General features: G+C 54.5%; 21 protein-coding genes. 12 read left to right on the top strand and 9 right to left on the bottom strand.

The window, feature by feature from the left end:
- Nucleotides 1-313: 313 nt before the first annotated feature.
- The 3 genes from FLS37_RS13285 to FLS37_RS13275 are packed head-to-tail and all read right to left on the bottom strand — an operon-like array spanning nt 314 to nt 2,921.
- The gene (locus tag FLS37_RS13285) at nt 314-1,360 is read right to left on the bottom strand and encodes a YbaY family lipoprotein (protein ID WP_157670455.1); all 1,047 of its coding nucleotides are present in this window, start codon (nt 1,358-1,360) and stop codon (nt 314-316) included.
- A gap of 26 nt (nt 1,361-1,386) precedes the next feature.
- A complete protein-coding gene (locus tag FLS37_RS13280) occupies nt 1,387-2,349 on the bottom strand; it encodes a hypothetical protein (protein ID WP_157670454.1) in 963 nt (320 codons plus the stop codon).
- A gap of 2 nt (nt 2,350-2,351) precedes the next feature.
- On the bottom strand, nt 2,352-2,921 hold the full coding sequence (locus tag FLS37_RS13275) for a sugar O-acetyltransferase (protein WP_157670453.1): 570 nt from the start codon (nt 2,919-2,921) through the stop codon (nt 2,352-2,354).
- Between the two features lie 115 nt (nt 2,922-3,036).
- Here FLS37_RS13275 and FLS37_RS13270 point away from each other — a divergent pair, with 115 nt between their 5' ends.
- Complete coding sequence (locus FLS37_RS13270; RefSeq protein ID WP_157670452.1) at nt 3,037-4,662, top strand: methyl-accepting chemotaxis protein; 1,626 nt, start codon at nt 3,037-3,039, stop codon at nt 4,660-4,662.
- A gap of 56 nt (nt 4,663-4,718) precedes the next feature.
- Here the strand turns inward: FLS37_RS13270 and FLS37_RS13265 are convergent, their stop codons facing one another.
- Both FLS37_RS13265 and FLS37_RS13260 read right to left on the bottom strand, forming a co-directional pair.
- Nucleotides 4,719-5,459: a chemotaxis protein CheB gene (locus FLS37_RS13265; protein WP_157670451.1), complete on the bottom strand. Its 741-nt coding sequence runs from the start codon at nt 5,457-5,459 to the stop codon at nt 4,719-4,721.
- Nucleotides 5,460-5,574: 115 nt separating this feature from the next.
- Nucleotides 5,575-6,474, bottom strand: coding sequence for a DMT family transporter (locus FLS37_RS13260; protein ID WP_157670450.1), 900 nt, complete (start codon nt 6,472-6,474; stop codon nt 5,575-5,577).
- Between the two features lie 235 nt (nt 6,475-6,709).
- Between FLS37_RS13260 and FLS37_RS13255 the strand changes: the two genes are divergently transcribed.
- On the top strand, nt 6,710-7,954 hold the full coding sequence (locus FLS37_RS13255; protein WP_304487622.1) for a benzoate/H(+) symporter BenE family transporter: 1,245 nt from the start codon (nt 6,710-6,712) through the stop codon (nt 7,952-7,954).
- Between the two features lie 142 nt (nt 7,955-8,096).
- On the opposite strand, the gene nudC is transcribed toward FLS37_RS13255, so the two are convergent.
- Entirely contained in the window at nt 8,097-8,906 is an 810-nt protein-coding gene (gene nudC, locus FLS37_RS13250; RefSeq protein ID WP_157670449.1) for an NAD(+) diphosphatase, read from the bottom strand.
- 207 nt (nt 8,907-9,113) lie between these two features.
- Here nudC and FLS37_RS13245 point away from each other — a divergent pair, with 207 nt between their 5' ends.
- Both FLS37_RS13245 and FLS37_RS13240 read left to right on the top strand, forming a co-directional pair.
- Nucleotides 9,114-9,401 carry a BON domain-containing protein gene (locus FLS37_RS13245; RefSeq protein ID WP_157670448.1) on the top strand — a complete coding sequence of 96 codons (288 nt, stop codon included), beginning with the start codon at nt 9,114-9,116 and terminating at the stop codon, nt 9,399-9,401.
- Between the two features lie 99 nt (nt 9,402-9,500).
- Nucleotides 9,501-9,809: a GIY-YIG nuclease family protein gene (locus tag FLS37_RS13240; RefSeq protein ID WP_157670447.1), complete on the top strand. Its 309-nt coding sequence runs from the start codon at nt 9,501-9,503 to the stop codon at nt 9,807-9,809.
- Here the strand turns inward: FLS37_RS13240 and FLS37_RS13235 are convergent.
- Entirely contained in the window at nt 9,806-11,068 is a 1,263-nt protein-coding gene (locus tag FLS37_RS13235) for an MFS transporter (RefSeq protein WP_157670446.1), read from the bottom strand. The genes FLS37_RS13240 and FLS37_RS13235 overlap by 4 nt on opposite strands.
- Nucleotides 11,069-11,126: 58 nt before the next feature.
- Nucleotides 11,127-11,900: an exodeoxyribonuclease III gene (locus FLS37_RS13230; protein ID WP_157670445.1), complete on the bottom strand. Its 774-nt coding sequence runs from the start codon at nt 11,898-11,900 to the stop codon at nt 11,127-11,129.
- A 125-nt stretch (nt 11,901-12,025) separates the two neighbouring features.
- On the opposite strand from FLS37_RS13230, the gene pyrE reads away from it, so the two are divergent.
- From pyrE to ppgK, 3 genes are all read left to right on the top strand, one after another.
- Entirely contained in the window at nt 12,026-12,673 is a 648-nt protein-coding gene (pyrE, locus tag FLS37_RS13225; protein WP_157670444.1) for an orotate phosphoribosyltransferase, read from the top strand.
- A gap of 3 nt (nt 12,674-12,676) precedes the next feature.
- Nucleotides 12,677-13,264 (top strand): DUF4124 domain-containing protein, encoded by a 588-nt coding sequence (locus FLS37_RS13220; RefSeq protein WP_157670443.1) that lies wholly within the window; start codon nt 12,677-12,679, stop codon nt 13,262-13,264.
- Nucleotides 13,265-13,357: 93 nt separating this feature from the next.
- A complete protein-coding gene (gene ppgK / locus FLS37_RS13215; protein ID WP_157670442.1) occupies nt 13,358-14,125 on the top strand; it encodes a polyphosphate--glucose phosphotransferase in 768 nt (255 codons plus the stop codon).
- An 89-nt stretch (nt 14,126-14,214) separates the two neighbouring features.
- Here ppgK and FLS37_RS13210 read toward each other — a convergent pair whose 3' ends face one another.
- Nucleotides 14,215-16,959 carry a methyl-accepting chemotaxis protein gene (locus FLS37_RS13210; RefSeq protein ID WP_157670441.1) on the bottom strand — a complete coding sequence of 915 codons (2,745 nt, stop codon included), beginning with the start codon at nt 16,957-16,959 and terminating at the stop codon, nt 14,215-14,217.
- Between the two features lie 158 nt (nt 16,960-17,117).
- Between FLS37_RS13210 and mnmG the strand changes: the two genes are divergently transcribed.
- From mnmG to FLS37_RS13185, 5 genes are all read left to right on the top strand, one after another.
- On the top strand, nt 17,118-19,031 hold the full coding sequence (mnmG, locus tag FLS37_RS13205; protein WP_157670440.1) for a tRNA uridine-5-carboxymethylaminomethyl(34) synthesis enzyme MnmG: 1,914 nt from the start codon (nt 17,118-17,120) through the stop codon (nt 19,029-19,031).
- The gene (gene rsmG, locus FLS37_RS13200; protein ID WP_374756839.1) at nt 19,028-19,678 is read left to right on the top strand and encodes a 16S rRNA (guanine(527)-N(7))-methyltransferase RsmG; all 651 of its coding nucleotides are present in this window, start codon (nt 19,028-19,030) and stop codon (nt 19,676-19,678) included. Before mnmG ends, rsmG begins: the two co-directional genes overlap by 4 nt.
- Nucleotides 19,679-19,767: 89 nt before the next feature.
- Nucleotides 19,768-20,553 (top strand): ParA family protein, encoded by a 786-nt coding sequence (locus FLS37_RS13195; RefSeq protein WP_157670439.1) that lies wholly within the window; start codon nt 19,768-19,770, stop codon nt 20,551-20,553.
- An 82-nt stretch (nt 20,554-20,635) separates the two neighbouring features.
- Nucleotides 20,636-21,490 carry a ParB/RepB/Spo0J family partition protein gene (locus tag FLS37_RS13190; protein ID WP_157670438.1) on the top strand — a complete coding sequence of 285 codons (855 nt, stop codon included), beginning with the start codon at nt 20,636-20,638 and terminating at the stop codon, nt 21,488-21,490.
- Nucleotides 21,491-21,706: 216 nt separating this feature from the next.
- Complete coding sequence (locus FLS37_RS13185) at nt 21,707-22,042, top strand: ATP synthase subunit I (RefSeq protein WP_157670437.1); 336 nt, start codon at nt 21,707-21,709, stop codon at nt 22,040-22,042.
- Nucleotides 22,043-22,052 lie beyond the last annotated feature (10 nt).

Here is a 22,052-nt window from a genome sequence, read left to right as displayed (position 1 = left end):
TTACATTGATGGGACAGGTGAATCGTAGTCTGACGCCCGGCAATCTGACATTCGGACTATCCCGCACGAATCATGAGCTTATGATTCAAGTCAATATTGCGAAACGGAGATGCTGAAGAGGCGGTGCGGAGCGGGCTTTTCCGCTCCAGAGAGGAGGGCGTGAGTAGGCCAGCCGAGGTGAAGATCAAGATGATCGCAACGGCGCTGTTGCCTGCGCACCGCTGCGATTTGCCTGCAAATAATTTGTTTGAATGTGCCTTGGGTATTGCTCTGTAGCTATTTCATTGCATGTTCTACAGGGCTATACCCTTGCTTAATTAAGGATCAGCGTTGCCGTGCGGCCATGGCCATGGGTCAGCACCGGGCGGGCTTCGCTGCTCATGATGGTGCGGCCGTTTTGCCGCAATTTGGCGCTGACCAGATAGCGGTGTTGGGGGTTGATGGCCGCTGGATCAAAGCGCAATACCACTGCTTTGGACGTGCCTTTTTCCAGAATCTGGCTATGCCGGGCGATGACTTCGCCGGCCTTGGCGCTATCCAGATTACGCAGCTCAAGCACCTGTTCGCTGCCTGGGCGCAGCGCACGATCAAGCCAGTGCACGTTCACCGACACGGTTTCTACGGCCTGATTGACGACAACGCCGTACATCGAAAAGCTCTGGGTCAGCTCTTCGCTAGTGAGACGTAACGCGGCAAATTGCTGCGCCGCTGCGCTGCCCGGTTCGAACGGATGATCTGCCCCCAATTGGGCGAAATAAGTACGCTGGCTATCCGTGCCCAGTAGCAGGGTATTGGCCGGGAGTTTACCTACTGGCCGCTGGCTGGCGGGGAAAACCAGCAGATTGAGTAAGCGCGCGTTGGCGCCGTTTTCAGTTTGAAACCGGTATTCGAGCTGATGTGTGGCCGCGTAGCCATCGTGCTGAATGGCCGGGTCAATATCGCGGCCAGCCTGCGCCGTGAGTTTGACATCCAGAGCCAGCCAGCGCTCTGGGGGCACGAAAACGATGCCGCTAGACGCATCGCGCACCGGCGTCAGTGGCTCGCTATCACGGCTGGCGGTGCAATCCCTTGCCAGCGGAGTTTCGCCTTGCAGCAGCATGGCCTGATCACCCTTGATCCACACGGTATAGTCGCCATTGCTGTATTTGCTGCCCGAAGCGCTGACAAGCTGGGTGAGCGTCATGCGCGTCAGGCCGTGCACCGGCTGATACAGACCGCGCTGCACTTGAATCTGATCCTGACCAAGACTGCGAACCTGAAAAATATCACCACTGCCACAGCGGAAAGTGACGTTGTAAGCGGTTTGCGCCAGCGCCAGCGAACTGAGCAGGCTGGTGGCGAGCAAAATCCATCTGTTCATGGTGGAGTCCTGTGGGTAAGTTGAAATTAAAACCGGGCTTCGCCGGTAAAGGTGCTGGGCGCGCACGGGGTTTGCATCAGGCTGCGCGGCACTTGCAGCACCATCAGTAGCTTGCGGATGGGCTCGCTGCGTTGCAGGACCAGTTCGCTGATTGCCATCGCCTGCTCATCCCCCAGACCGCTGGCAATAATGCCCATTGAATCCACCAGCAAGCTTTGCTTTTCCAGCGTCAGGATGTCGGGCGTGGCGGCCAGCTCGGTAATGAATAATTCGCACAAGGCATCGGGGCTGCGCGCTTCGTTACATTGTTGCAGCTGCCCGGTGAGCGAATTGATGCGGCTTTGCTGATGGGTATATTCGGGTGTGTGCGCCTGTGCCATCCGCAGCATGGTGCGGGCATTGAGCAATTCGGCGTCAAGCCGCGCTTTATCCTGCTCCAGCGTTGCAATGCGTAGGCTGGCTTGCATGGCCACCAGCTCCAGAATCCGGCGCGGGCCGGAGGCGAGCAGGCTGGTGAGCGAATCGGCAGTGGCGTTGACACGATAATTGCTAAATTGCAAAACCTGCTGCGGTACATCCTGCCTGATCTGCCCGCCTTCTTCGACCATGCCATAGCGCATTTTTTGCCGCGAATCCGCAGTAAAAATAATGTAGCAGGTGTCGATAAAGGGGTTCTGGGCGAACCAGTTTTGCAGCAGCGTATTTTGCCCGATCAGCTCACCCATTCGAGAAGGGGTGGCAAACAGCAGTTGCAAGATACGCTCCTGTCGCCAGCTCGATACATCGAGCGCCAGCGGCTCCGGCCATTCGGTCGTAAAGCGCTCAGCATGATCCTGCGCCCAGCGTACATAGGGCGAGAGGCGGCTTTGGTATTTGCGCGCCAGCTTGATGGTCGGGCTGGCGATCTCGGTGAGGGCGTCGACCAGCTCGGGGTCGGCTCCGGGAGGCGGAGCGGTTCTATTGAACAGGCTTTTTAAAGTAGCAAACATGGTTAGGGGTTTTTGGCGTAAAGCGTCGCCTCATCGGGTGGTGTCAATTGACGTACGACCTGTGCTGGGTTGCCAACAGCCAGCGAGCACGCAGGAATATCGCGGCTCACTACGCTGCCTGCGCCAATGACGCTATGGTCGCCTATCGTTACGCCAGGACAGATAATCGCATTGGCACCGATCCAGACATTGGCGCCAATCGTGATCGGTTTGGCCCAGAATGCCCATTGCTGGCGCTCGGTAGGGTCTACCGGGTGGGTGGCGGTCTGAATTTGCACATTCGGGCTGATCAAGGTGTGGTGACCAATACTAATCGGCGCTGCGGCCGCGATTTCAACATTAACATTGATAAACGCCTTACGGCCTATGCTGATCAGCTGACCACGAACAATCTTGAGTGGCCCGTTGATCGTCACTTCATCGGCTTGGGCAAAAATCTGTTTGAGCAACGCCGCTTTTTCTTCGCTTTGATCGTATCCCAACTGATTATACTGGCGGATCAGTAGCCGCTCTTGCGTTAAGTCATCGTGTCCAATTTCATCAAAAGCAAATTTGCGGATATTGTCCGACATTGATGCGCCCCAATATTAGTGATGTCTGATTTAGAGTATACTTCTTGCTTTGCAGTATAAGCCACCTATCATTGTAAGGATTGGTGATTTTTAACGCCGGGGAGCGGGTAAAGCGATGAAGACTTGGGGTGTAAAGGCTCGGTTAATGGCAGGATTTGGCCTGGTTTTGGTCTTGCTGCTAGTAGTTACACTCGCCGCTTTGATGAGTTTGGGCACCATCAAAAGCAAGATTGGCGAGCTGGTTGGCGAGCGTTATCCCGCCGCCGTCGCAGCCAATGAGTTGGTGATGGTGGCGTATGAAACCGATTTGCTGTTCCGTAATGCCGCCCTGGCCGAAGATTACGAAGGCATGGATACCGAGCTGAAAAAGCTCGACGAGCAATTGCAGCGTGAAAATGCGCTGCTGACTAGGCTCAAAGCCATGCCAATGGACGCGCAATCGAAAGCGCTGATGGACGAAGTGGGGCGTGTCCATGAGGCGATTGCCAAACAGAAAGTGACTCTGGTCAGCCAGTTCCAGCTTGATCGCACCACCGGCGCTACTTTTATCAATAATATCTACGCCCCGGTGAGTAATGCCTACCGTGACGCTGTGCTCAAGCTGGTTCGCCATCAGGGCTCGGTGATGGAAGACGGCAAACAGCAGGTGGCCAGCGGAACGACTGCGGCGCTGAGCGTGATTTCCATCGTGGCCGTGCTGGCCATTATTACGGGTCTGGCACTGGCTTTGCTGATTGCCAATCAGGTGATTCGCTCGCTGCTTGCCGCCAGCAATGTGGCAGAGAAAATTGCCGCCGGAGATTTGACCCACGATTGGCGCGGGCAGACTATTGGCAAGGATGAAATCGGTCTGCTGCTGTCATCGCTGAAAAAGATGCAGGAAAACCTGACGCAGATTATCGGCCAGATTCGTGATAACTCGCACGATGTCGCCAACGCTGCCCGTACCCTAAGCCATGCATCGCAGCAGATTCATAGCGGAACCGATTCGCAATCGTCGGCGGCGAGCAATATGGCCGCAGCCGTTGAAGAAATGAGCGTCAGCATGGATCAGGTGGCGCACAATTCGGTTGATGTCGAGCAAAAAGCGCGTGATGCAGGCCAACTGGCACAGGTTGGCAGTGGCGATGTGGGTGCTGCGGTAAGGGAAATGCAGGCCATTTCCGGTGAAGTGAATAGCGCGGCACAGCAAATTACCGAGCTGGGACGCAATATTGAAGAAATCGGCAGCATTGTCGTCGTCATCAAGGACGTGGCCGACCAGACCAATTTGCTGGCGTTGAATGCGGCGATTGAAGCTGCACGTGCTGGTGATATGGGGCGCGGCTTTGCCGTGGTGGCCGATGAAGTGCGCAAACTGGCCGAGCGAACCGCCCAGTCGGCATCGCAAATTACCGCGATGGTGAGTTCGATACAGGGTAGCGCCCAGGATGCTGTAGTTCGCATGAGCAATGGCAGCCGCCGGGTTGGCGAAGGACTGAATCTGGCGAATCAGGCCAGCGACAGCATTGGCAAGATCAATGCCAGCAGCAGCAATGTGGTTGAATCGGTCTTCGGTATTTCCGAGCAAGTGCAGGAGCAAAGAATGGCGGCACGCGATATTGCCGTCAATGTGGAGCAGATCGCCCAGATGGCCGAAGAAAACTCGGTGGCCGTGCGCAATATGGTTGATTCCATCAGCCAGCTTGAATCGATGTCCAGCCAGCTCTCGCAAACGGTGCAACGATTCAAGGTGCGCTAAGAAAAATCAGGACACCATGGTCTGGGTGGCCTCGGTGTCCATTGGGCTGCTAACTGTTAGCGATACTGGCTGATTGATTCGGCAACACGCTCCAGCGGCAGTACATCGCGAGTAGCGCCCATGCTCAAGGCTTCTTTGGGCATGCCAAAGACCACGCAGCTCGATTCGTTTTGGGCAAAAGTCTTGGCGCCCACATCCAGCATTTCGCGCAATCCTCGCGCGCCATCGTCGCCCATTCCAGTCAGAATATAGCCAACTCCATTGCGGCCTGCGGCGCAGGCTACCGAACGGAACAGCACATCAACCGATGGCCGGTGGCGGCTCACCAATGGGCCTGCCATCACTTCGACAAAATATTGCATGCCGCTTCGGCGCAATAGCATGTGCTTTCCACCGGGTGCGATCAAGGCCAAGCCGGGTTCTATCCGGTCATTGTTGCGGGCCTCGCGAACTTCGATTTCGCACAGGCTATTGAGCCGCGCGGCAAAACTGCCGGTAAATTTTTCCGGCATATGCTGCACAATCACAATGCCGGCACACGTCTTTTTCAGCTTGGGTAAAATGGCTTCCAGGGCCTGGGTGCCGCCAGTTGAGGTGCCGATTGCAATGACTTTGGCTGTGGCTGGAATTCTATCGAGCGGATTTGGCGGTTTTAAAATGGCGTCGGCATTCAGCTTGGGCGCGCCCATTCTTTCCTGAATGCTCGACTGGGTGTTGTTCATCCCGGCGCTGCTTGCAGCTGGCCGGGCGCTGCCAGTGCTGACGCTGTGACTGGCAAAGCTGTTCATCGTCATCATGCCTCCGCCATGCCAGGCTGCAAAGCACCGGCATGATTCTTTGTTGATGATGACGATGGCTGAAACATTGTTTCTCCTTGGCAAACAGCTTGCCTATTTACCGTGATAGCAGACCCTAGCCTTTCTTGCCAACGATCCAGACCCCGGCCAGTACAATCGCCGCACCCAGCCATTGTAGTGCGCCCAGTGTTTCACCCAGAATACTGACGCTAAAAATAATCGTCAGTACCGGCCCAAAACTGCCTATCAATGCAGTGCGCCCTCCACCGATACGTTGCATCGCTGCCGTTGTGGCGTAGACGGGTAAAATGGTCGAGAACACTGCGATCAAACCGGCATAAGCCCAGACCTCGGGTGTTTGTACCAGCGTGCCGATTGGGCGGGCGAGTACAAAATGCAGCAGCATGGCAAGGCTGGACACTGTGAGCCCCAGCTCGGTAAAACGCATCGACCCGACCTGGGTAATGAGTTTGGGGCTTAGCGTCATATACAAGGCAAAGCACAGGGTGCTGGCCAGAACAAACAGAATGCCAGCCCAGTCGGAGCGGGCATGCGCCAGATCTGGTAGCAAGACCAGTGCAATGCCCAGATACGTTAATGGCATGGCCAGCAGCACGCGTTTTGAAATGGTTTGCCCCAGCAAAATGGCGCCAAGCACAATGGTAAAGGTTGGATAGAGGCACAAAATCAGGCGTTCCAGGCTGGCGCTGACGGTTTCCAGCCCAATGAAGTCCAGAATGCTGGAAAGGTAATAGCCCAGAATGCCCAGCCCGACAATGCCCCATTTTTGTGCGTAACTCAATGGCTCGGTCGGGGCAGCCCGATAAAAGCGGATTATTTGCAGTGCCGAACCCGCGAGGATCATGCGCAAAGTGACTAGAGTGACCGCATCCACGCCGTAGCGGTAGGCCAGTTTGGCGAAAATGGCTTTGGCGGCAAAGCCGGTTGAAGCCAGAAAAGCCAGAATAACGCCAATCTGGTAGGGGCTGAAACGCGAGGTGATGTGCCTAAACATAGTGCTACTCCCAGGTGAGGCGGAAACTACCCGGGGAGGGATCGCCTGCCGCGGGATGGTTTTCCGCGGTAACGATGCCAAAACAGGCGAACGCTAGCGCGCAGGCGCGACTAGCAGCCACGCAGCAGCGTGGGCATGGAGGGCGATCAAATAGGTGTAATGGGTTTTGATGGCTTTCATGCCTTGATCATGCCTTCATCATCTGTAAGCCGTCAACCCGGCACGCTGTAACCAGATGTTCTGGCTTAATCTGCGCCAATCTGTGTTTGCCGCTGCCCGCCAAAACCGCCAGAATAAAGCCGGACCTTGGGGAGTGGGCATGCAGGTATTGAAAGATTTTTCGTTCTCGGCGCTGGTTGCGGGCTTTGTGACGGTGCTGGTGGGTTTTACCAGCTCGGCGGTGATTGTGTTCCAGGCCGCGCAAGCGCTGCATGCCACGCCCGCCCAAACAGCGTCGTGGATGTGGGCGCTGGGGTTGGCGATGGGGCTGACGTGTATTGGTTTGTCGTTGCGCTATCGCGTTCCGGTGGTCACTGCGTGGTCGACGCCGGGCGCGGCGATGTTGGTCACCAGCGTTGCGGGCATCAGCATGCCCGAAGCGATTGGCGCATTTATGCTGTCGGGTGCGCTGATTTTGCTGGTGGGACTGACCGGCTGGTTTGAACGCGCGATGCAGCGCATTCCGCTGGCACTGGCCTCCGCGATGCTGGCAGGTGTTTTGTTGCGCTTTGGCTTTGGCGCTTTTACCGCTTTGCAAAGCCAGCTCTGGCTGGCAATTAGCATGATCGTGACGTATTTGCTTCTGCGTCGCTGGCAGCCACGCTACGCCATAGTGGGGGTATTGCTCGTTGGCACTATACTGGCAGCGACGCAGGGGCAATTACATCTGGGGAGTATTTCATTCGAGCTGGCGATGCCGGTGTGGACGACACCGACATTAAGCTGGCAAAGCGTCGCCAGCGTCGCGCTACCGCTGTTTATGGTGACGATGGCGTCGCAAAACGTGCCCGGCGTCACCGTGCTGCACGCCAACGGCTACCGCCCGCCGATTTCGCCGATTATTAGCTGGACAGGTTTCACCACCCTGGTGCTGGCGCCATTTGGCGCTTTTGCGATCAATCTGGCGGCGATTACTGCAGCGATCTGTATGGGTAAAGACGCGCACGAAGATGCCGCCAAACGCTACGTTGCCGCCGTCGCAGCCGGTGTGTTTTACGTGCTGATCGGTATTTTTGGCGCGACGGTTGCCGCGCTGTTTGCTGCTTTTCCAAAGGAATTGGTGATGGTCGTCGCCGGTCTGGCGCTGCTCAACATCATCGGCAATGGTTTGGCGCTCGCGGTGCGTGAAGAAGCGCATCGCGAAGCGGCGATCATCACTTTTGTCGTCACCGCTTCGGGCGTGACGCTATTCGGTATCGGCTCGGCGTTCTGGGGGCTGGTGGCGGGTGGTGTCGCAACGCTGGTGCTGCGTAAGAATTAGAAAACGACTGCGAGGCACGATTACTGTGTTATCGCTAAAAATCCTTATGTACTCGAGTACATTCCGGTTTTTCGTGTTGCCTTGTCCTCGTGCCTCTCGCTACGTTTTCTAGCGCAGTGTTTGGCGATTTCTTATCGATGAGTTAAACCGCCTCACCCCGACGTACCGCATCAATCAGCCGCCACGCCACGCTGTAGCTGCTTGGCAAATCGGGTAGCGCGGTCAGATCAAACCAGCGCGCATCTTCGATTTCGCCTTCCTGGCAGACGATTTCGCCGGACTCGTAGTCGGCAATAAAGGCCAGCATCAAGGAATGCGGAAAAGCCCAGCTCTGGCTGCCAAACCAGTGCAGATTTTTAATCCGCACGCCGACTTCTTCGAGTACCTCGCGGTGCGCGCATTGCTCCAGGCTTTCTCCAGGCTCGACATAACCGGCCACGGCGCTATACATGCCAGCGCGAAAATGTGGTGAGCGTGCAAGTAAGATCTCGTTCCCGCGCCGGATCAGTACCATCACCGCGGGTGAAATGCGTGGCCAGACGCGATGACCGCAGCTGCTGCATTCACACGCCGCCTCGTGCGCCAAAGGCCGGGTCGACGCGCCGCACACGCCGCAAAAGCGGTGCGTGTGATAAAAGGTGGCAATCTGGCTGGCGCGCCCGGCCAGCAGCCATAATTCTTCGCCAATCAGCGCATGGCTGGCGCGTAGCTCCAGCGCTTTCAGTGTGTCGGGCAATGCTAGCTCGCGCCAGTACAGCAAATGGACAGCCCGCCCCTGATAATGGCCAATGATGAGCTGATAATCGGCGCTGGGCAGGCGCGCAATGTGCGCCATGCTGGCCAGACCGCTTTGATCGCATAGCAGGGTATTGCCATGTAGGGCAATGACAATATCTTCTGCGTGGATATGCTCGGTATGGGTATGTGCGGGAGTGAAATCGTTGGGCAGCATGGGCTCGGGCTTGAATGACGTTGAGCTATGAATTAGCAGGCTCTAGTGTAACAAGCACCTTGCACGCATGCGAATTGATCTTTGATCCGGGCTGCGTGGGCGCTCTGTCTTGAATTTGTCTTGAAAATTAAATCTTTCTGTAATGTGCACCAACTAGAATCGCCAGCATATCCAAGCCCTGTGGGCCACATTCAGAGAGAAGACAAGATGAAACGCATTGCCCTGATCGCGACTTTGCTCGCCGCTGCTACCTTCAATACAGCCCAAGCTTCCGACGCTTGTGTTTGGGCTTGTCTGGCCATGAAAACCAAAGCGGCGCTCGACGCTGACCCTGTTTTGAAGCCATTTGATATCCAAGTGAAGGCCACTGATACCTATGACGTGAAATTAAGCGGTTCGGTTGATGAAGGCGAGCAAATGGCGCAAGCCGGTATGATCGCCGAAGCCATCAAGGGCATTAAATTCGTCAATAACGACATCATGCCAAAAAACTGATTATCCGGTTTTTGCCGCAAGCCAAACCCCGCAGTGCGGGGTTTTGTTATTTTCGGGTATCGTTATGGCCCAGTGCGCCAACAGACGAGTTTCCTGCCAATGCAGCCGTGGTTTGTTTATCTTTTGCGCTGCCGCGACGGCAGTTTGTACACCGGCGTAGCGGTCGATGTAGCCAAGCGCTTTGCCGCACATCAAGCGGGCAAAGGCGCCAAATACACCCGCGCCCACCCGCCCGAATCCATTGCGCTGGTGCTGCCATGCGCCAACCGCAGCGTGGCACTTAAGCTTGAATACGCCATCAAGCAGCTGAATGTGGCCGATAAAAAACGCTGGATCGCCGGAGATGCTCCGCGATTGCCAGCGTTTTATTGTGATGCGCAGCAGCTGTGGCAACTCGCTAGCGCTTAATCGTCGCCCGGCAATTCACGCGGCGCATCCAGCGCGGTGATGGTTTTGCGTAAATACAGAACCAGCAGCAAGCCCGGAATCGCGACGATGGCCGAGAACACAAAGAAATGCGCCCAACCGAGAGCAACCACCAAATAGCCCGAAGCTGGGCCGACATACACGCGGCCAAACGCTGCCAGTGCCGATAGCAAAGCAAACTGGGTCGCGGTAAAACGCGGATTGCACAAGCTCATCAGTAGCGCGACGGCAGCCGTTGTCCCCATGCCACCCGCCAGATTCTCGCCACCAATCGCAAAATACAGCAGTGGCAAGCTGGGCGCGCCGTGTAGCGCGATCAGCCAGTAGCCCAGATTCGTCAGCGCCTGCAGCACGCCAAATACCAAGAGCGAGCGAAACAGCCCCCAGCGCAGCATCAGCACCGCACCGCTAAAGCCGCCGACAATCGTGGCGATCATGCCAAACACTTTATTGGCCGAGCCGATTTGCGTTTTGGCGTAGCCCATATCGAGCAGAAATTTGGTCGACAGGCTGCCAGCAAACGCGTCGCCCAATTTATACGCGACGACCAGCACCAAGAGCATGATGGCACCATCACGGCTGAAAAACTCATGCAGCGGCTCGACAATCGCTTCGCGCAGCGAGCGTGGCGGCTGGTACTGCACTTCCGGCTCGGGCGAGAGCAGCGTCACCACCGCCATTGCCGCCATCAAGGCGGCCATTACCCAATAGGTTTGCTGCCAGCTCAGGATGCCATCGGCCAGAATCAAGGCCAGCGCCCCTGAGGTGAGCATCGCCATGCGGTAGCCAAACACGCCGACCGCCGCACCCGCGCCGCGCTCGGTTTGATGCAGGGTTTCGGTTCGATAAGCGTCGATAACAACATCCTGCGTTGCCGAGAAAAACGCCACCAGAATCGCCAGTACGGCAAAAGTCGCCAGATGCGTTTGCGGGTCCAGCCCGCCCATCGTTGCAATCGCTCCCGCCAAGGCCAGCTGCGCTAGCAACATCCAGCCACGCCGCCGCCCAAGAAACGGCATCGGGAAACGATCAATTAATGGCGACCACAGAAATTTCCACGTATACGGCTGGCCGACCAAGGTGAACCAGGCGATGGTTTTGATGTCGAGACCGGCGTCCGATAGCCACGCCTGCAAGGTCGAGCCGGTGAGCGCCAGCGGCAAGCCCGAAGCGAAGCCCAGAAACATCGCCGCAGCGATGCGGCGATTGTTAAAGACCGCAAGGTAGTGATTGATATTCATGGGTATATCGCTGTAGGGCTTGTTCTGATTGTTATTGGGGGCAATACATTGGGGTGTATTAAAGCGCCAGCGGATAGTCGTAATCCACAATCAGCGGCGCGTGATCGGAAAACTTCTCGTCTTTATAAATACTGGCCGCAGTCGCGGTGGCCGCGAGCGCAGGTGTTGCTATCTGATAGTCGATCCGCCAACCCACGTCTTTGGCATAAGCCTGGCCGCGATTGCTCCACCAGGTGTAGCCGGGGATTTGCGGGTAAAGTGTGCGCCAGGTGTCGACCCAGCCACTATTGAGCAGCTGGGTCATCCAGGCGCGCTCTTCGGGCAGAAAGCCCGAATTTTTCAGATTGCCTTTCCAGTTTTTCAGGTCAATCTCGTGATGTGCGATATTCCAGTCGCCCATGATGATCACATCACGGCCCGACTCGCGCAGCGCGTTCAGCCGTGGCCAGAAGCGTTCCAGAAAGCTGAATTTCACCTCTTGGCGCTCTTCGGATGACGAACCCGATGGCAGATAGAGCGACACCACCGACAGCTTGCCAAAGCGCACTTCCAGATAACGCCCTTCCGCATCGATGTCGGCAATATCCAATCCGGTAATGACCTCGTCGGGCTCGCGGCGGCAATAGAGAGCGACGCCGCTGTAGCCTTTTTTCTCTGCATAGTGGAAATAAGCATGAAACCCGGCGGGCGTATGCTCGGGCTTGAGGTCGGCCTCCTGGGCTTTCAACTCCTGCACGCCGATGACATCGGCGTTCTGGCTGGCGAGCCAGTTAAAAAAACCTTTGGTCGTGGCAGAACGAATCCCGTTCAAATTGGCAGAAATAATGCGCACGCGACGTATCCTTGTAATGCTATGCTTACGGGTATTGTGAAATTAAGTGTTAAAGCAAAAGTTCCCACGCGGCTTCGCCTAGCGTGGATACTTTTGTCCACTACCTACAGCTTCAGGACTATCCGATGACTAACTTCCGTCAAGATTTCATCCGCTTTGCCGTTGAGCAGAAAGTACTCTGTTTTGGCGATTTTATCACCAAAGCGGGTCGCAACTCGCCGTACTTCTTTAATGCAGGTTTGTTTAGCGACGGTACGTCGGTCGGCGAATTGGCGCGGTTTTATGCGCAGGCCGCCTTGGCATCAAAAGTTCAGTTTGATGTGCTGTTTGGGCCTGCTTATAAAGGGATTGTGCTGGCCTCGGCCACAGCGGTGGCGCTGGCTAACGCCGGCCACAATGTGCCCTTTGTCTTCAATCGCAAAGAAGCGAAAGATCACGGCGAGGGTGGGGTGCTGGTCGGTGCGCCACTCAAGGGGCGCGTGATGATTATTGATGATGTGATTTCCGCTGGTACTTCGGTGCGCGAATCGGTGAATATGATCCGTGCCGCAGGTGCCGAGCCGGCAGGTGTATTGATTGCACTTGATCGCATGGAGCGCGGCCAGGGAGAGCTCTCTGCGGTACAGGAAGTCGAGCAGCAATTCGGCATTCCGGTTATCCCTATTGCATCTTTGCAAGATTTGCTGACTTTCCTTGCTGATCAGGACGGAATGACTGAGAATCTGGCCAAAGTCCAACAATACCGTAGCCAGTACGGGATAGATCAAGGTTAAGTTATGCGGCGTTTTATTGCTTTTGCTTTGCTGTGCACGATGGCTCTGAGCGTTCAGGGGGCTACGCTTTACCGCTGGGTCGACGAGAACGGCAAGGTGCAATTTAGTGATAAACCGCCGTCCGGCCAGAGCAAGGACGTGACCGAGCTGGACAAGCATGGTCGCGCCCGCAATATCGGCAATAACCTGAGTGAGGCCGAGCGCGCCGCAGAGCTGGAGCGGCAACGTCTCGCTACCGAGCAACGTCGCAAAGACAGAGCCTTGCTACAATCATTTTCCAAGCCTGAAGAAGTCGATCTTCTGCGTGACCGCCAGATTGAAGCGCTGGCCGCTGCCCAGCAAACCAATCGCTTGCGTTTGCAAACGCTGCAAGAGCGCCAGAATCGACTGAATCAGCAGGTTGAGCGTTTAAAAAAGAACAAAAAACCGATCTCAGCCGATTTGCAAACAGAGCTTGATCTAAATCGCGACGAGATCAAGACAATTAATCAATCATTAGCCCGACAAGAGCTTGAGCTGGTCAAAATCAAGGAAAAAGCCGAGGCTGACAAAGCCCGTCTGATCCAGCTGCGCAATATCCAGCCCAAGTAAGCGCGAATAGGCCGGCACATACGGGTTTTATCGTGTTGGTGGCCTTTATTTTGAATGGCACACTAAGCCCAACTTTCTTTGATGAAAAAGACGATGACTACAGCAACGCCACGAATTGTTTTGGGGATTGATATCGGCGGCACCGGGATCAAGGGTGCGCCAGTGAATGTTGAAACCGGCGAGCTAGTCGCCGAGCGTCACCGTATTGAAACGCCGCAGCCTGCGACGCCCGAAGCCGTGGGCAAAGTGGTCAAGCAGATTGTTGACCATTTCCAATGGCGTGGCCCGATTGGTTGTACCTTCCCGGCCATTGTACATAATGGCGTCACCCTGTCAGCCGCCAATGTAGATCAAAGCTGGATTAACGCGCCGGCACAAAAAATCCTGTCAGCAGCAACGGGCTTGCCCTTGATCATGCTCAATGACGCCGATGCAGCGGGAGCGGCGGAAGTGGCTTTTGGTGCAGCCAAAGGCCGTGGCGGCAAAATTATCGTGATCACGCTGGGTACCGGCATTGGTAGCGCGCTGATTGTCGATGGCAAGCTGATTACCAATACCGAGTTTGGCCATCTGATTTTCCCGAAAGACATGATTGCCGAGAAATATTGCTCGGCCAAGGTCAAGGAAGACAAAGAGCTCAGCTGGAAAGATTACAACCCGCGGCTGAATGCGTATCTGGAGCATTTGCAACTGCTGTTCTCGCCAGATCTGGTGATTATTGGCGGTGGCGTGAGCAAAAAAGCCGATAAATTCATCCCCGAGATGAAGAATCTGCGCTTTGAGTTAGTTGCGGCCACTTTGAAAAATGAGGCGGGTATAGTCGGTGCTGCTTTAGAAGCAGCAAAGGCCTTTGATATTTAGAGGGTATATTGCTGTAGGTATTGTTTGATTTGGATTTGCAGCGTATACATTGGTAAAAGGCCCGTCTTTACGGGCCTATTTTATTGTGTTTAGGTTTGAAATACCGAGACTGCCGAATCAAGTCGCTGAGTTTGTGACATCATTTCGCTCGAGTTTTGCGATAGTCGATTCGAGAGCGCTCTGTTTTCTTGCACATCCGTATCAATGGCCGCAATCGATTGGCTCATTTCATTCACGCCCATGCTTTGTTCGCGTGATGCATGGTCAATTTCCTTCAGCATATCGGTGAGGCTACGAACCTGATTGACGACATCATGGACTTGGGTTGCGGATTGTGTCGCCAACTGATGGCCTTGATGAATCTCGGTAACAGAAGCATCAATAAGGGTTTTGATGTCTTTAGCGGCACTGGCTGAACGTTGCGCCAGATTTCGTACCTCTGCGGCAACGACAGCAAAGCCACGACCCGAATCACCCGCGCGTGCAGCTTCTACGGCGGCATTGAGTGCCAGAATATTGGTTTGAAAGGCAATGCCATCGATGAGACTGGTGATGTCCGCAATTTGACGCGCGCTTTGCGTCAACCTAGCCATTGCATTGGTCACTTGATCCATGGTTTCACGCCCAGCATTCGCTTGTTTCGAGGCGGTACTGGCCAATTGGCTGGCTGATGCCGTAGTTTCTGCGTTGCTTTTCACCATAGCGCTGATTTTGGCGGCAGTTTGGGCTGTCTTTTTCGATGCTTCTGCTTGTCGATGGCTGCGTTCGGTCAGTTCGGTATTGCCACCAACTAAGGAATTGACGCTGTCGGCCACTGCACTAGATGCGCCACGAATCTCAGCAATAATTTGGCTTAATTGGCTAATGGTGGTGTTAGCATTGTGTTGTAACTCGTCAAATATCCCTTTGCGCTGACCGGTCATTTCTTGTGTTAAATCGCCACGGGCCAAAGCGGCTAAGATGTGATTAATGTCGGAAAGACCCTGTTCATTGGTGTTTAATAATTGATTCAGGTTTTGCCCAAGTTCGGCAAAAAAGCCGGTTTTTCCGGTTAAATCGATGCGGCCTGATAAATCGCCATTGGCTGCGCGATTGACCAAGGCTGCAATTTCGTTCGCGGTTGCTAGTTCATCGGTGCGGTCTTGCCATTCAACCACTTGCCCGACGATGTTGTCTTCGGCATCAAGAATTGGGCTGAGCGTCACCGTGTATGTGCCTGTACCAAGGCGTACATCCGCACTGCGTGTGTGTTTGACCATGCCTTGTAATTGATTGGCGTGCTGTAGCAAGGAATTTAAGCGGGTGTGTAATAAGTCGCTGACGTTATTTAAGCCGGCATGTTGCGCAAAACGGCCTTTGCAAGCGAGGTTGAAATACATAATTTTGCCTTGCTCATCAGCAATTTGTACCGGAGTGGAGACTTGATCAAGAGCCTGTTTTACTCTGAGTGTAAATTCCGCCTCTGACGCAGCCAATTCCATTCGTTCTCTGACATGATCAATCTCGGTTGAAATCATTGCTTTTAAGCCTTTCATACTATCCATATGCAGGCTGTACTCACCTTGGGTATATAAGCTAGTGAGCGCCACCATTTTCATTTGAATGCCCGTGTGTGAGCGAACAAGCTCGTTAACACGCTCAACCATTTCTCGATAGCCTCCGCTAAATCGTTCGCTATTCATAATGCAATGAATATCACCATTTTCATGTGCATTCGCCATGCTGATTTGTTCAGCACTAAAGTCACGCAAGTTTTCCACGAGACGTCCTAAGCCGACGTTGAGTTCGGTCAGTTCATCATTGCCCGACAACGCTTGCGGAATTGAAAAATCGCCTTCCGCGACATTTTGAAATGCCGTTTTGAGACGTTGTAAATTTCGCTGTGTAGAGAGATAAAAACCAGTTAATAACCATGCGGCGCTTAAAAAAGCGATGAGGGCGGTTGAGAAGGCCACGAGTAATTTAATTCGCCGTCCCTCAATGCGTTGCTTGAGTAATAAATCAAGTTGTTCATAACCCAGATTGCTCAGCTGATTGGCTGCCTCAATTACTGAGGTGCGCAGTCGTTTAATCTCGCCCTGATTTGGCGTGGGTAGCTGCTGACTTTGTAATGGTTGAACAATTTGTCGTTGATATTGCGCGCTATATTGCTCGAGTTGCTGAGAAAGGATTTGAAATGCGCTTTGCAATTGCGTGGCAACGGCAGGCTCGCTTCCGTTTACTTTACGAATGGCGCTCTCGATTTGTTGGCGAGTTGCATTGAGCCGATCAGGTGCAGTCAATAAGATGAGCTGAGTTTTTTGCTCATTAAACTGTCCTTGTTCAATCTGCAGTTGAGCTTGAGTTAAATCATTGACGAGACTAGGTAGTTTTCCGATGGTGAGGTCGCCAACATAATAGCTGGCGGTTTCCGGATCTAGGATCAAATTGGAGTTGTCATTAATCTGGGCGATTAAATCAAAGAGCTTGCTGCTCAAAGGATCCGTTGCGCTTGAGCTGGCCGATTCGAGTTGTGATACAACTGCCGTTACTTCTTTCGCTACTTGCAAATCCTCGCCAACTTCGGCATTGCTCTGCTGAAGTTCCTTTAAATGGATAGAATTCGGGCTTGAGCCTGCCGCGGGTGTATCTAGGCTGCCAACCCAGAGTGGATAGAGGTGTTTTAGCAATTCCACCCCACGCCGCTCTTGCTTGGCAAAGGTAATATCATCTATTGCAGCAAACCAGACAAAAAATAATAAAACAACGGTAGGAGCGGCAAAAAGTACTGAAACAATTAGGAATTTTTTCGGGTATCTTAACTGTGCCATGAGGCGGGTAGCGACGTTAAACACATTTTATCCCTTATATAGAAACGGTTCTTATTACTGTAGAGCAAGTTTGCAGCGCTAACTGAAATTTTCATGATGATGATGAGCATCTATCTTGCTTACCCAAGTGCCTGTTTTAGCGTAGAATATTGCCCCTTTACCGCTGTTCGAGGCCATGCGCCATGCTTTACCCTGATCGTTATGATGTGATTGTTGTTGGTGGCGGCCATGCTGGCACCGAAGCTGCGCTGGCCAGCGCGCGCATGGGGCGCAAAACCTTGCTGCTCACGCACAATATCGAAACGCTGGGGCAGATGAGTTGCAACCCTTCGATTGGCGGTATCGGCAAAGGCCATTTGGTCAAGGAAGTCGACGCGCTCGGCGGCGCGATGGCTTTGGCGACTGATATGAGCGGCATCCAGTTTAAAACGCTCAATTCCAGTAAAGGCCCGGCAGTGCGCGCGACGCGGGCGCAGGCTGATCGCGTGCGCTACAAAGCGGCGATTCGCCATATGCTGGAAAATCAGCCGAACCTCGACCTGTTCCAGCAAGCCGTTGATGACCTGATTCTGGACGGCGACAAAGTCGTTGGTGCGGTCACGCAAATCGGCATCGAGTTCCGCGCCAGCGCCGTGGTGCTAACGGCCGGTACTTTCCTTGGCGGCAAAATCCACGTTGGCCTGGAAAATCACGTTGGCGGTCGCGCTGGCGATCCGGCGTCGATTACCTTGTCGCAAAAATTGCGCGAATTACAACTGCCTGTCGGCCGCCTGAAAACTGGTACGCCACCGCGCATTGATGGCCGCACGATCAATTTTGACGTGCTCGGCATTCAACCGGGTGATACGCCTGAGCCGGTGTTTTCATTGCGCGGCTCGCGCGAGATGCACCCGAAGCAACTGCCGTGCTGGATCGCGCATACCAACCTGAAAACGCACGATATTATCCGCAGCGGTTTTGATCGCAGCCCGATGTTTACCGGCAAGATTGAAGGCGTGGGCCCGCGCTATTGCCCAAGTATCGAAGACAAAATCAACCGTTTTGCCGATAAAGACAGTCATCAGATTTTCCTTGAACCCGAAGGCCTTGATACCAATGAATTTTATCCAAACGGCATTTCAACCAGTTTGCCGTTTGATATTCAACTCGCGGCTTTGCAATCGATTGAAGGCTTGGAAAACGCGCGCATTCTGCGCCCGGGCTATGCGATTGAATACGATTATTTCGATCCGCGCGCATTGAAAAACAGTTTTGAATCGAAAGCGATCAAAGGTCTGTATTTTGCGGGCCAGATTAACGGGACTACCGGTTACGAAGAAGCTGCGGCGCAAGGCTTGTTTGCTGGCTTGAACGCTGCGCTGTATGCCCGCGACGAAGCGCCGTGGTGCCCAGGCCGCGACGAAGCCTATCTGGGGGTATTGGTCGACGATCTAATCACCAAGGGCGTTACCGAGCCATACCGTATGTTTACCAGCCGCGCTGAGTTCCGCTTGCAATTGCGCGAAGACAACGCCGATTTGCGCCTGACCGAGCACGGCCGCCGCCTTGGTCTGGTTGGCGATGCGCAATGGGCTTTGTTCAGCGAAAAACGCGAATCGATCTCGCAGGAATTCGAGCGTCTGAAATCAACGTGGGTGAACCCGCGTATTCTGGTCGCAGCAGAAGCCGAACGAGTATTGGGCAAGGCGATTGAACGCGAGTACACGCTGGCCGACCTGCTGCGCCGTCCGGAAGTCACCTACGAAAGCCTGATGAGTCTGGAAGTCGCAGGTCCCGGCGTGGCGGATGAAAAAGTCGCCGAGCAAATTGAAATCCAGGTGAAATACCAAGGTTATATCGAGCGCCAGCAAGGCGAAGTCGCCAAGCGCGATACGCTGGAAGACGTGGCTCTGCCCGATGATTTTGACTTCACCCAGGTGCCGGGCTTGTCGAAAGAAATTCAGCAGAAATTGAGTACGCAGCGCCCGCAAACACTGGGTATTGCCTCGCGAATTTCCGGTGTCACACCGGCCGCGATTGCGCTGTTGGTGGTGTACATCAAGAAAAGTCGTATGGCGGCAGTTGCCGATGAGCCGGCCGTAAAGGATGTCCAATGAGTGACGCTATGAACGGCCATTTGGCGGCGATGCTGGCGCAAGGCCTGGCGGAAATGGATTTGCCGCTGGATGCGGCGCAGCAGAGCAAACTGCTGGCCTACGTGGCGCTGCTGCAAAAATGGAATAAAACCTACAGCCTGACTGCGATTCGCGAACCCAAACGCATGGTGACACACCATTTGCTCGACTCGCTCGCACCGCTCAAACACCTGCCTGCAACGCCGCTCCGCATGGTGGATGTCGGCTCGGGCTTTGGCACGCCGGGGATTCCGTTTGCGATCGCGCGTCCGGACTGGAAACTGACTTTGCTCGACTCCAATCATAAAAAAACCACGTTTTTGCGTCAGGCCGTGTTGGAGCTGGCTTTGCCCAATGTCCAGATTGTGACCGGGCGAGTCGAGGCCGTGCAGGCCGATACGCCATTTGACGTGATTACTTCGCGGGCATTTGCCGACTTGAGCGACTTTATTCGCTGGACCGAGCATTTGCTGGCTGATGGGGGTAAATGGGCTGCACTCAAAGGGGTATATCCCCAGGAGGAAGCTGCAGGCTTGTCTGCCAACGTATACGTCGACCATATTGATGCGCTGCACGTGCCTGGATTGGACGCCGAGCGGCATTTAGTGCACATCCGCAAGCGGACTTAATATTGCTGCGCGTCGATTTGCCATCAAAAAACCGCGCTGTCCGAGTAAACTAGCAAATCGGTGAAGGTCTGAGCACAGAGAGTGGATGAATGAAAATATTGGCGATTGCGAATCAAAAAGGGGGCGTTGGTAAAACCACCACCGCCGTCAATCTGGCCGCCAGCCTTGCGCATTTGGGCAAGCAGGTGTTGCTGGTTGATCTCGATCCGCAGGCCAATGCCACCATGGGCTCGGGCATCGATAAAACCAAATTGCGCCATTCGGTGTATTCGCTGCTGATTGGTGAGTCCGAGATGGCCGCAACGGTGAAACGCTCCGAGTCGGGTGGCTTTGATGTCTTGCCCGCCAGCCGTGATCTGGCCGGTGCCGAGGTTGAGCTGGTGGATGCCGAAGCGCGAGAAATGCGGCTGAAAACAGCGCTGGCACAAGTGGCGGGGCAATATGATTTTGTCATTCTCGATTGCCCGCCGGCGCTTAATTTGCTGACGCTCAATGGTCTGGTTGCCGCCGACGCGGTGATGATCCCGATGCAGTGCGAATATTACGCGCTCGAAGGTTTGTCCGATCTGGTCAATACGCTCAAACGCATCAAGCAAAATCTCAATCGCAAAATTGAAATCGAAGGCTTGCTGCGCACGATGTTTGACCCGCGCTCGACGCTGGCGCAGCAGGTGTCCGATCAGCTAGTGAAGCATTTCACCAGCAAGCTGTATCACACCGTGATTCCGCGTAATGTGCGGCTGGCCGAAGCGCCGAGCTATGGCCGCCCGATTCTGGCTTACGACAAATCATCCAAAGGCGCGCAAGCCTACCTGGCGCTGGCCGAAGAGTTGCTGGCGCGTCATGGCGTACAAGAAGCCATGCCCGTAATGTAATGGATGTAGTGGTAATGGCTGCAAAAGCATAGCCAGCTTGGCTTTGCGATAGATACCCCAATCAATAATCGTTGGAATGGTAATGGTCAGTAAAAAATTCAAAGGTCTGGGGCGTGGTCTTGATGCCTTGATGGGCGAGCCATCGGCCAGCGACGAGCTTAAAACGCTGGCTGTTGAGCTGCTGCAGCCGGGCAAATATCAGCCTCGCTCGTTGATGGACGAAGACGCATTGCAAGAGCTAGCGGCGTCGATTCGCGCGCAAGGCCTGATGCAGCCGATACTGGTGCGCTCGATTGCGAGCAATCAGTCTGCGGAGGCCGAGCGTTATGAAATCATCGCCGGCGAGCGTCGCTGGCGTGCGGCGCAGCTGGCGGGCTTGACCGAAATTCCGGCGTTGGTGCGCGACATTGCTGACGAAGCGGCGCTGGCGATGGCCCTGATCGAGAATATCCAGCGGGAAAATCTGAATCCGCTCGAAGAAGCGATCGGCATTCAGCGCCTGGTTGACGAGTTTGGTCTGACGCAGGAAGCAGCGGCGCAGGCTTTGGGTAAGTCGCGCTCGGCGGTGGCCAATCTGCTGCGATTATTGAATCTGGCGCCTGCAGTGCGCGAGATGTTGCTCGCCGGGCAGCTGGATATGGGGCACGCCCGTGCCTTGCTGCCGCTGAGCGAAGATCGTCAGCTGGAAGCGGCTAGGCATGTGGTGCTTAAAGGTCTGTCGGTGCGCGAAGTAGAGGCGCTGGTGAAAAAAATGCAGGCCGAGCCGCAGCAAAACCCGGTTTTGGCTGCCGATCCGCAAATTATTGCGCGTCAGGAGAACCTTTCGGCGCGTTTGGGGACCAAGGTACGGATTGTAACGGGCAAGCAGGGGCAGGGCAAAATTACTATTGAGTATGAAAACGAAGCCCAGCTGGACGCCTTGTTGGCAAGGATGTAAATCTGGTGCGCTGCCTGCACCAAAAAGTGGCGACAATCCTGAATTGATGATTACTCGTTTAAAAAGAAAGGCTTTTCTCTTTACCCGTCTGGCATCATTTGAAAAATAAATGCCGCTAAGTCAATGTGTAAAATTGACGTAGGGCAAATCTACTCCGTATAATCGCGGGGTTTCACTTACGGTGGGACGATGGTCAAGACAGCACAGATTCGGGGCGTGATTCGCTTGCAGCTAGCGATCACCGTGGTACTCGCTGTAGCGCTCTTACTGATTTTGGGTCAAAAAGCAGCAATTGCAAGTGGTTTGGGTGGATTAATCGCCATTTTGGGTAGTGTGTTGTACGCAATGATCGCGTTTAGCGTGAAATTTGCGCCGCCAGCCGAAATCATGCGCCGCCACTTTGCTGCCGAAATGGCCAAGCTTTGTGTGACGTTGCTCAGCTTTGCAGCGTTATTTGTTTTGTATCGGCAGGCAGCATGGCTGTGGGTGTTCGTAGGATACCTGGCAGCGGCTAGTGCCTACTGGTTTGGGCTTTTAATTAACAGACGGTAATAAAAGAAAT

Origin of the sequence: Chitinibacter sp. GC72 (assembly GCF_009760905.1) — a bacterium.
In the GTDB taxonomy this organism is placed as follows: domain Bacteria; phylum Pseudomonadota; class Gammaproteobacteria; order Burkholderiales; family Chitinibacteraceae; genus Chitinibacter.
Note: the sequence above shows the minus strand (reverse complement) of the source record. Positions and strands in the feature narration are given on the sequence as shown.

Excerpts from the sequence above, each read along its gene's own strand:
- FLS37_RS13260 (WP_157670450.1), bottom strand. The coding sequence starts at position 6,474 with ATGTTTAGGCACATCACCTCGCGTTTCAGCCCCTACCAGATTGGCGTT.
- nudC (WP_157670449.1), bottom strand. The coding sequence starts at position 8,906 with ATGCTGCCCAACGATTTCACTCCCGCACATACCCATACCGAGCATATC.
- FLS37_RS13195 (WP_157670439.1), top strand. The coding sequence starts at position 19,768 with ATGAAAATATTGGCGATTGCGAATCAAAAAGGGGGCGTTGGTAAAACC.
- mnmG (WP_157670440.1), top strand. The coding sequence starts at position 17,118 with ATGCTTTACCCTGATCGTTATGATGTGATTGTTGTTGGTGGCGGCCAT.
- FLS37_RS13255 (WP_304487622.1), top strand. The coding sequence starts at position 6,710 with ATGTTCTGGCTTAATCTGCGCCAATCTGTGTTTGCCGCTGCCCGCCAA.
- FLS37_RS13220 (WP_157670443.1), top strand. The coding sequence starts at position 12,677 with ATGCGGCGTTTTATTGCTTTTGCTTTGCTGTGCACGATGGCTCTGAGC.
- FLS37_RS13235 (WP_157670446.1), bottom strand. The coding sequence starts at position 11,068 with ATGAATATCAATCACTACCTTGCGGTCTTTAACAATCGCCGCATCGCT.
- FLS37_RS13240 (WP_157670447.1), top strand. The coding sequence starts at position 9,501 with ATGCAGCCGTGGTTTGTTTATCTTTTGCGCTGCCGCGACGGCAGTTTG.
- rsmG (WP_374756839.1), top strand. The coding sequence starts at position 19,028 with ATGAGTGACGCTATGAACGGCCATTTGGCGGCGATGCTGGCGCAAGGC.
- FLS37_RS13285 (WP_157670455.1), bottom strand. The coding sequence starts at position 1,360 with ATGAACAGATGGATTTTGCTCGCCACCAGCCTGCTCAGTTCGCTGGCG.
- FLS37_RS13190 (WP_157670438.1), top strand. The coding sequence starts at position 20,636 with ATGGTCAGTAAAAAATTCAAAGGTCTGGGGCGTGGTCTTGATGCCTTG.
- FLS37_RS13270 (WP_157670452.1), top strand. The coding sequence starts at position 3,037 with ATGAAGACTTGGGGTGTAAAGGCTCGGTTAATGGCAGGATTTGGCCTG.
- FLS37_RS13245 (WP_157670448.1), top strand. The coding sequence starts at position 9,114 with ATGAAACGCATTGCCCTGATCGCGACTTTGCTCGCCGCTGCTACCTTC.
- FLS37_RS13280 (WP_157670454.1), bottom strand. The coding sequence starts at position 2,349 with ATGTTTGCTACTTTAAAAAGCCTGTTCAATAGAACCGCTCCGCCTCCC.
- FLS37_RS13265 (WP_157670451.1), bottom strand. The coding sequence starts at position 5,459 with ATGATGACGATGAACAGCTTTGCCAGTCACAGCGTCAGCACTGGCAGC.
- pyrE (WP_157670444.1), top strand. The coding sequence starts at position 12,026 with ATGACTAACTTCCGTCAAGATTTCATCCGCTTTGCCGTTGAGCAGAAA.
- FLS37_RS13275 (WP_157670453.1), bottom strand. The coding sequence starts at position 2,921 with ATGTCGGACAATATCCGCAAATTTGCTTTTGATGAAATTGGACACGAT.
- ppgK (WP_157670442.1), top strand. The coding sequence starts at position 13,358 with ATGACTACAGCAACGCCACGAATTGTTTTGGGGATTGATATCGGCGGC.